Source organism: Pseudomonas sp. DCB_AW (assembly GCF_026240895.1).
Taxonomy (GTDB): Bacteria; Pseudomonadota; Gammaproteobacteria; order Pseudomonadales; family Pseudomonadaceae; genus Aquipseudomonas; species Aquipseudomonas kermanshahensis.
Genome location: NZ_JAPFCE010000117.1, coordinates 1 through 8,445 on the forward strand (window position 1 = coordinate 1; position 8,445 = coordinate 8,445).

Annotated in this window: 5 protein-coding genes and 1 pseudogene; 3 read left to right on the top strand and 3 right to left on the bottom strand. The window is 60.8% G+C overall.

The features are described from left to right. Positions 1 to 131: 131 nt before the first annotated feature. Positions 132 to 1,955, bottom strand: coding sequence for a translational GTPase TypA (gene typA, locus OO306_RS27335; RefSeq protein WP_027592386.1), 1,824 nt, complete (start codon positions 1,953 to 1,955; stop codon positions 132 to 134). 128 nt (positions 1,956 to 2,083) lie between these two features. Then, positions 2,084 to 3,538: a tRNA uracil 4-sulfurtransferase ThiI gene (gene thiI, locus OO306_RS27340; protein ID WP_027592385.1), complete on the bottom strand. Its 1,455-nt coding sequence runs from the start codon at positions 3,536 to 3,538 to the stop codon at positions 2,084 to 2,086. A 491-nt stretch (positions 3,539 to 4,029) separates the two neighbouring features. Between thiI and glnA the strand changes: the two genes are divergently transcribed. From glnA to ntrC, 3 genes are all read left to right on the top strand, one after another. Continuing rightward, the gene (gene glnA, locus OO306_RS27345) at positions 4,030 to 5,436 is read left to right on the top strand and encodes a type I glutamate--ammonia ligase (protein WP_008095432.1); all 1,407 of its coding nucleotides are present in this window, start codon (positions 4,030 to 4,032) and stop codon (positions 5,434 to 5,436) included. A gap of 342 nt (positions 5,437 to 5,778) precedes the next feature. Next, the gene (gene glnL, locus OO306_RS27350; RefSeq protein WP_027592384.1) at positions 5,779 to 6,864 is read left to right on the top strand and encodes a nitrogen regulation protein NR(II); all 1,086 of its coding nucleotides are present in this window, start codon (positions 5,779 to 5,781) and stop codon (positions 6,862 to 6,864) included. After that, a complete protein-coding gene (gene ntrC, locus OO306_RS27355) occupies positions 6,861 to 8,297 on the top strand; it encodes a nitrogen regulation protein NR(I) (RefSeq protein WP_027592383.1) in 1,437 nt (478 codons plus the stop codon). Before glnL ends, ntrC begins: the two co-directional genes overlap by 4 nt. 19 nt (positions 8,298 to 8,316) lie before the next feature. Here ntrC and OO306_RS27360 read toward each other — a convergent pair. Next, a pseudogene (locus tag OO306_RS27360) lies at positions 8,317 to 8,445 on the bottom strand (hypothetical protein); the annotation flags it as partial.

Sequence of the window (8,445 nt, forward strand, 5' to 3'; positions counted from 1 at the left end):
AATAGCTGCGCAGTACCTGTGGGAGCGGGTTTACCCGCGAAGAGGCCAGCACAGACAGTACAAAATCTGCAGACAAACAAAAACGCCCCCGGCCTTTCGACCGGGGGCGTTTTCATTCAGCCACAGCTAAATCAGCTGTTCTTGGCTTTCTTGGCAGCGCGGGTACGCTCGCTTTCGTCCAGGATCTTCTTGCGAAGACGGATGGACTTCGGCGTGACTTCACACAGCTCGTCTTCCTGGATGTATTCCAGAGCCTGTTCCAGGGTGAAGCGAACAGGCGGAACCAGGGCGATGACTTCGTCTTTACCCGAAGCACGCATGTTGTCGAGCTTCTTGCCCTTGGTAGGGTTGACGCCCAGGTCGTTGTCGCGGCTGTTCTGGCCGATGATCTGACCGTTGTAGATCTCTTGACCGTGCTCGACAAACAGCTTGCCACGCGCCTGGAGGGTTTCCAGCGAGTAGGTCAGCGCCTTGCCGGTTTCGACCGAAACCAGTACGCCGTTCTGACGGCCGGACATGTGGCCGGACTTCACGGTGTCGTAGCGATCGAAGATCGAAGTCAGGATGCCTGCACCGTTGGTCAGGGTCAGGAACTGGTTACGGAAACCGATCAGACCACGCGCCGGGATGTTGTATTCCAGGCGTACACGGCCCTTGCCATCCGGGACCATGTTGGTCAGGTCGCCTTTACGCAGACCCATCTCTTCCATGACCTTGCCCTGGGCTTCTTCAGGGATGTCGATGGTGACGTTTTCGAACGGTTCCTGCTTCACGCCGTCCACTTCGCGGATGATCACTTCTGGGCGGCCCAGGGCCAGCTCGAAGCCTTCGCGACGCATGGTTTCGATCAGTACCGAGAGGTGCAGCTCACCACGGCCCGAGACTTTGAACTTGTCTGGGGAGTCGGTTTCTTCAACGCGCAGGGCAACGTTGTACAGCAGCTCTTTGTCCAGACGGTCCTTGATGTTACGGCTGGTGACGAACTTGCCTTCCTTGCCGCAGAACGGCGAGTCGTTGACCTGGAAGGTCATCGAAACGGTAGGCTCGTCAACGGTCAGCGGCTTCATCGCCTCAACGGCAGTCGGGTCGCACAGGGTGTCGGAGATGAACAGCTCGTCGAAACCGCTGATGCAGACGATGTCGCCAGCTTGGGCTTCTTCGACATCGACGCGGTGCAGGCCGTGGTGGCCCATCAGCTTGAGGATACGGCCGTTACGCTTCTTGCCGTCGGCGTCGATGGCGACAACCGGGGTGTTCGGCTTGATGCGACCACGGGCAATACGGCCAACACCGATCACACCCAGGAAGCTGTTGTAGTCCAGAGCGGAGATCTGCATCTGGAACGGGCCGTCACGGTCAACAGCTGGCGCTGGAACGTGGTCGATGACCGCCTGGTACAGGGCAGTCATGTCTTCGCCCATTTCGGTGTGGTCCAGACCGGCGATGCCGTTCAGGGCCGAGGCGTAGACGACTTTGAAGTCCAGCTGTTCGTCGGTGGCACCGAGGTTGTCGAACAGGTCGAAGATCTGGTCCAGAACCCAGTCAGGACGCGCGCCCGGGCGGTCAACCTTGTTGATGACAACGATTGGCTTCAGGCCAGCTTCGAAGGCCTTTTTGGTCACGAAGCGGGTTTGCGGCATCGGGCCGTCTTGAGCGTCGACCAGCAGCAGCACGGAGTCGACCATCGACATTACACGCTCAACCTCGCCACCGAAGTCGGCGTGGCCGGGGGTGTCGACGATGTTGATGTGGTAGCCGTTCCAGTTGATGGCGGTGTTTTTCGCCAGAATGGTAATACCGCGCTCTTTTTCCTGGTCGTTGGAGTCCATGACGCGCTCGTCGTTGAGCTCGTTACGCTCCAGAGTGCCGGACTGACGCAGGAGTTTGTCGACCAACGTGGTTTTACCATGGTCAACGTGGGCGATGATGGCGATGTTACGCAGATTTTCGATCACAAGTGTATCTCGATCAGAGGATTCGGTTGCCGCCTAGTCTAGGCGACCAATATGTAAGGTATAAGGCTCAGCAGGCCCGGTGGTCGGGAGGGCGATGGCGGATGCTGCCGCCATACAGCCCTGGCGTCTTATGCCGGACGATAAACACGCACATTGGCATGTCCCTCACTGAGCAGGTGGTGTGCGTGCAGTCGGCTCATCACACCCTTGTCGCAATACAGCAGGTACTGGCGCGTTTCATCCAGCTGCTTGAAGCGACTATTAATTGCATAAAATGGCATCACCTGGACTTCGATGCCCTCGATCACCAGGGGTTCGTCTTCCTGGGCATCGGGGTGACGGATGTCGATGACGATCTGGCCAGGCAGCGCTTCGCGCACTTCTTCCACCTCGACGTCCTTGCCCAGCTCATCGATCACGTGGTCGATCGAGATGAACTTGGCGCGTTCGAGGGCGCGCTCCAGCACGGCCATGTCGAATTGCTTCTCTTCATGCTCCATGCGGTGACGCTTGGCGTGGGTGGTCGGGTTTACCGAGATCACGCCGCAGTATTCAGGCATGTGCTTGGCGAAGTCGGCGGTGCCGATTTCGGTGGCCTGGTCGATGATGTCCTGCTTGTGGCTGGCCAGCAGCGGGCGCAGCACCAGCTTGTCGGTCGCCGAGTCGATGATCGACAGGTTCGGCAGGGTCTGGCTGGAGACCTGGGAAATTGCCTCGCCGGTGACCAGCGCGTCGATCTGCAGGCGGTCGGCCATATGGGCGGCGCCGCGCAACATCATGCGCTTGAGGGTCACGCCCATGTAGCTGTTGTCGACCTTGTTGAGGATCTCGCCGACCACTTCTTCGAACGGCACGCTGATGAACAGCACGCGCTGGCTGCTGCCGTACTTTTTCCACAGGTAGTGGGCAACTTCCATCACCCCCAGTTCGTGGGCACGGCCGCCGAGGTTGAAGAAGCAGAAGTGGGTCATCAGGCCACGACGCATCATCTGGTAGGCCGCCACGGTGGAGTCGAAGCCACCGGACATCAATACCAGGGTTTGCTCCAGGGCGCCCAGCGGATAGCCGCCGATGCCCTGGTGCTGGTTGTGGATCACGTACAGGCGCTGGTTGCGAATTTCGATGCGCACCAGGACTTCCGGGTTCTTCAGCTCGATGCCGGCGGCGCCGCACTGCTGACGCAGCTGGCTGCCGACGTAGCGGTCGACGTCCATCGACGTGAAGTCGTGGTGGCCGCCGCGCTTGCAGCGTACGGCGAAGTGCTTGCCTGCCAGCAGGTGACCGAAGTGCTGCTTGCACTTCTCGACGATGTCGTCGAAGTCGCCGAGCGGGTATTCCTCGACCTGCAGGAAGTGGGTGATACCCGGCGTGCAGGTGAGGCGCTCGATCATCTCGCGCTGGACCTTCTCGTCTTCGACGCGGGTGACCACTTCGAGATTGTCCCAGACACCATCGACCGCGAGCTCAGGATCCAGATCCTTGAGCACGTTGCGGATGTTCTTGCCGAGCTGACGGATGAAGCGCTTGCGCACCGGCCGGCTCTTGATGGTGATTTCTGGGAAGACTTTGACGATAAGTTTCATTGGTTAACAGCGCGCGCAGGGCCTGCCGAAAATGAGGGGCGCGAATTATATCGGAAATTGCTCAGGATTTGACCAACTTTTGATCAGAAGCTTTGAGATAAATGCAAGGCCGGGGTTTTGGGGTGCCTGTTCCGGCCCTTTCGCGGGTAAACCCGCTCCTACAGGGGATTGCACAATCTTCGAAATCCCTGCGGTCCCTGTGGGAGCGGGTTCACCCGCGAAGAGGCCCTGAAAGAAAGCACAACACTAAGCACGTGCACACTATTGGTGCACTGGTACTAAAAACCGCATCTTAAGGGTGCACTTTTCCCCGCTACCCTGTCGCCAGATGCCCGCAAACGCCCTCTTTTATCCCGCCCTCGCCATTTTCGGGCACTGGCATGCAATTTGCTCCCTTGTGAGGCAGGTAAGCTTGGCCGACTATCCGCGCCCGGCAACACCCTTTTTCCAGGGCAGCGGCCCACCGCGCTCTAGACCATCCGGAGGACAACATGTCGAAGTCGGTTCAACTCATCAAAGATCATGACGTCAAGTGGATTGATCTGCGTTTCACGGACACCAAAGGCATTCAGCACCACGTGACCATGCCGGCGCGTGATGGCCTGGACGAAGATTTCTTCGAAGTCGGCAAGATGTTCGACGGTTCCTCCATCGCTGGCTGGAAAGGCATCGAAGCCTCCGACATGATCCTGATGCCGGTCGATGACACCGCCGTGTTGGACCCGTTCACCGAAGAGCCGACCCTGATCATCACCTGCGACATCGTCGACCCGTCGAGCATGCAGGGCTACGATCGCGACCCACGCGGCATCGCCAAGCGCGCCGAAGAGTACCTGAAGAGCACCGGCATCGGTGACACCGTATTCGCTGGCCCAGAGCCTGAGTTCTTCATCTTCGACGAAGTGAAGTTCCAGTCGGACATCTCCGGCTCGATGTTCAAGATCTTCTCCGAGCAAGGCTCGTGGATGACTGGCGCTGACGTGGAAGGCGGCAACAAAGGCCACCGTCCTGGCGTCAAAGGCGGCTACTTCCCAGTTCCGCCGTTCGACCACGACCACGAAATCCGTACTGCCATGTGCAACGCACTGGAAGAAATGGGTCAGACCGTTGAAGTTCACCACCACGAAGTGGCGACTGCCGGCCAGAACGAAATCGGCGTCAAGTTCAACACCCTGGTGAAGAAAGCTGACGAAGTACAGGCCCTGAAGTACGTCGTGCACAACGTTGCCGACGCCTACGGCCGTACCGCCACCTTCATGCCGAAGCCACTGTACGGCGACAACGGCTCGGGCATGCACGTGCACATGTCGATCTGGAAAGACGGCAAGAACACCTTCTCGGGTGAAGGCTATGCCGGCCTGTCCGACACCGCCCTGTACTTCATCGGCGGTATCATCAAGCACGGTAAGGCCCTGAACGGCTTCACCAACCCGTCGACCAACTCCTACAAGCGTCTGGTCCCAGGCTTCGAAGCCCCGGTGATGCTGGCCTACTCGGCGCGCAACCGTTCCGCCTCGATCCGTATTCCGTACGTCGGCAGCCCGAAAGCCCGCCGTATCGAAGCGCGCTTCCCGGACCCATCGGCCAACCCGTACCTGGCCTTCGCGGCCCTGCTGATGGCTGGCCTGGACGGCATCCAGAACAAGATCCACCCAGGCGATGCTGCCGACAAGAACCTGTACGACCTGCCGCCTGAAGAGGCGAAAGACATCCCGCAAGTCTGCGGCAGCCTGAAAGAGGCCCTGGAAGAGCTGGATAAAGGCCGTGCGTTCCTGACCAAGGGCGGCGTGTTCTCCGACGACTTCATCGATGCCTTCATCGAGCTGAAGAGCGAAGAAGAGATCAAAGTCCGTACCTTCGTGCACCCACTGGAATACGAGCTGTACTACAGCTGCTGATCTGATCGGCGCCTGGCGCCGATTACGTGATCAAGACGGCCTCCTTCGGGAGGCCGTTTTTGTTTCTGCCCACGCAGAACCCTCGCCACTCCCGCTATGCTCTATCTTGGTGCACAACTGCCAGCCGTGCCCCTATTTGCTCCCCAATCTGGGTCAAGTGAAACGTTTCATCCAGAGTTTCTGATCCGAAAGTGCGCAGATACAGGCCTTTATGGGCAAATCTCGCTTCTTTTCGGAGCTTTGGTTTGTTTCTTGCATTTTCCTGGCATCAGCGGATCCACAGCGCGCCCGGCTCTGGCCACCCAGTGCCAGGCAAGCGCCAAAAGAGGTCAACGACGCCTTATGACCATCAGCGATGCACAGCACCGTCTGCTTCTGGACAACCTGACCACCGCCACGCTCCTGCTGAACGCCGAGCTGCGCCTGGAATACATGAACCCGGCGGCAGAAATGCTGTTGGCCGTCAGTGGCCAGCGCAGCCATGGGCAGTTCATCAGCGAGCTGTTCACCGAGTCGACCGAAGCGCTCAGCTCGCTGCGCCAGGCGGTGGAACAGGCGCACCCGTTCACCAAGCGCGAGGCGCAACTGACCTCGCTGACTGGGCAGACCATCACCGTCGACTACGCTGTCACGCCGATTTTGCACCAGGGCCAGACCCTACTGCTGCTCGAGGTGCACCCACGCGATCGGCTGCTGCGCATCACCAAGGAAGAAGCCCAGCTGAGCAAGCAGGAAACCACCAAGATGCTGGTGCGAGGCCTGGCCCACGAGATCAAGAACCCGCTCGGTGGCATCCGCGGCGCGGCGCAGCTGTTGGCCCGCGAGCTGCCTGAAGAGGGCCTGCGCGACTACACCAACGTGATCATCGAAGAGGCCGACCGCCTGCGCAATCTGGTCGACCGTATGCTGGGCTCGAACAAACTGCCCTCGCTGGCCATGACCAACATCCACGAAGTGCTGGAGCGGGTCTGCAGCCTGGTGGACGCCGAAAGCCAGGGCTGCATCACGTTGGTGCGCGACTACGACCCGAGCCTGCCGGATGTGCTGATCGACCGTGAGCAGATGATCCAGGCGGTGCTGAACATCGTGCGCAACGCCATGCAGGCGATCAGCTCGCAGAACGAATTGCGCCTGGGCCGCATCACCCTGCGCAGCCGTGCGCTGCGCCAGTTCACCATCGGCCATGTGCGCCACCGCCTGGTGGCACGCGTCGAGATCATCGACAACGGCCCGGGCATCCCGTCGGAACTGCAAGACACGCTTTTCTATCCCATGGTCAGCGGGCGCCCGGACGGTACCGGGCTGGGCCTGGCCATCACCCAGAACATCATCAGCCAGCACCAGGGCCTGATCGAGTGTGAAAGCCACGCGGGCCATACCGCCTTCTCGATTTACCTGCCTCTGGAACAAGGAGCCACCGCCTCATGAGCCGAAGTGAAACCGTATGGATCGTCGACGATGATCGCTCCATCCGCTGGGTCCTGGAAAAAGCCCTGCAACAGGAAGGCATGACCACCCAGAGCTTCGACAGCGCTGATGGCGTGATGGGCCGCCTGGCCCGCCAGCAACCGGATGTGATCATTTCCGACATCCGCATGCCGGGCACCAGCGGCCTTGACCTGCTGGCCCAGATCCGCGAACAGCACCCGCGCCTGCCGGTCATCATCATGACCGCTCACTCCGACCTCGACAGTGCCGTGGCGTCCTACCAGGGCGGCGCCTTCGAGTACCTGCCCAAGCCGTTCGACGTGGACGAGGCGGTGTCGCTGGTCAAGCGCGCCAACCAGCATGCCCAGGAGCAGCAAGGCCTCGATGTGCCACAAGCCTTGGCCCGCACGCCAGAGATCATCGGCGAAGCGCCGGCGATGCAGGAGGTGTTCCGCGCCATCGGTCGCCTGAGCCACTCCAACATCACGGTACTGATCAACGGTGAGTCCGGCACCGGCAAAGAGCTGGTGGCGCATGCGTTGCACCGCCACAGCCCGCGTGCGGCGTCACCGTTCATTGCCCTGAACATGGCAGCCATCCCTAAAGACCTGATGGAGTCCGAGCTGTTCGGCCACGAGAAAGGCGCCTTCACCGGTGCGGCAAACCTGCGCCGCGGCCGCTTCGAGCAGGCCGACGGCGGTACGTTGTTCCTCGACGAGATCGGCGACATGCCCGCCGACACCCAGACCCGCCTGCTGCGGGTGCTGGCCGATGGCGAGTTCTACCGGGTGGGTGGCCACGTGCCGGTCAAGGTGGATGTGCGCATCATTGCCGCCACCCACCAGAACCTGGAGTCGTTGGTGCAGGCTGGCAAGTTCCGCGAGGACTTGTTCCACCGGCTCAATGTGATCCGCATCCACATTCCGCGCCTGGCCGACCGCCGCGAAGATATCCCTGCGCTCGCCCGCCACTTCCTCGCCCGCGCCGCGCAGGAGCTGGCGGTGGAGCCGAAACTGCTGAAGCCGGAAACCGAAGAGTTCATCCGCAACCTGCCGTGGCCGGGCAACGTGCGGCAGATGGAAAACACCTGCCGCTGGATCACCGTGATGGCGTCCAGCCGTGAAGTGCTGATCGGTGACTTGCCTCCCGAGCTGCTGAACCTGCCGCAGGACGCCGCCCCCGTGACCAACTGGGAACAGGCGCTGCGCCAGTGGGCGGACCAGGCGCTGGCCCGTGGCCAATCGAACCTGCTCGACAGTGCGGTGCCCAGTTTCGAACGGATCATGATCGAGACCGCCCTCAAGCACACGGCCGGGCGGCGTCGGGATGCGGCGTTGTTGCTGGGCTGGGGGCGCAATACCTTGACGCGCAAGATCAAGGAGCTGGGGATGAATGTCGCCGGCGGCGATGAGGATGACAGCGAAGACCATTGAGTCATACACAGGCCATTCAATACTGGGGCTCCATCGGCGCCGGCCGCAAAGGCGCCGGGTGGATGCGCCGGGTCATTGCCACCGGCACCAGGCACAGGGCAAAGCACATGGCGACCAGCATCAGCAGCTCAGGGCCGAGTTCAGGGTG

Excerpts from the sequence above, each read along its gene's own strand:
- ntrC (WP_027592383.1), top strand. The coding sequence starts at position 6,861 with ATGAGCCGAAGTGAAACCGTATGGATCGTCGACGATGATCGCTCCATC.
- glnL (WP_027592384.1), top strand. The coding sequence starts at position 5,779 with ATGACCATCAGCGATGCACAGCACCGTCTGCTTCTGGACAACCTGACC.
- thiI (WP_027592385.1), bottom strand. The coding sequence starts at position 3,538 with ATGAAACTTATCGTCAAAGTCTTCCCAGAAATCACCATCAAGAGCCGG.
- glnA (WP_008095432.1), top strand. The coding sequence starts at position 4,030 with ATGTCGAAGTCGGTTCAACTCATCAAAGATCATGACGTCAAGTGGATT.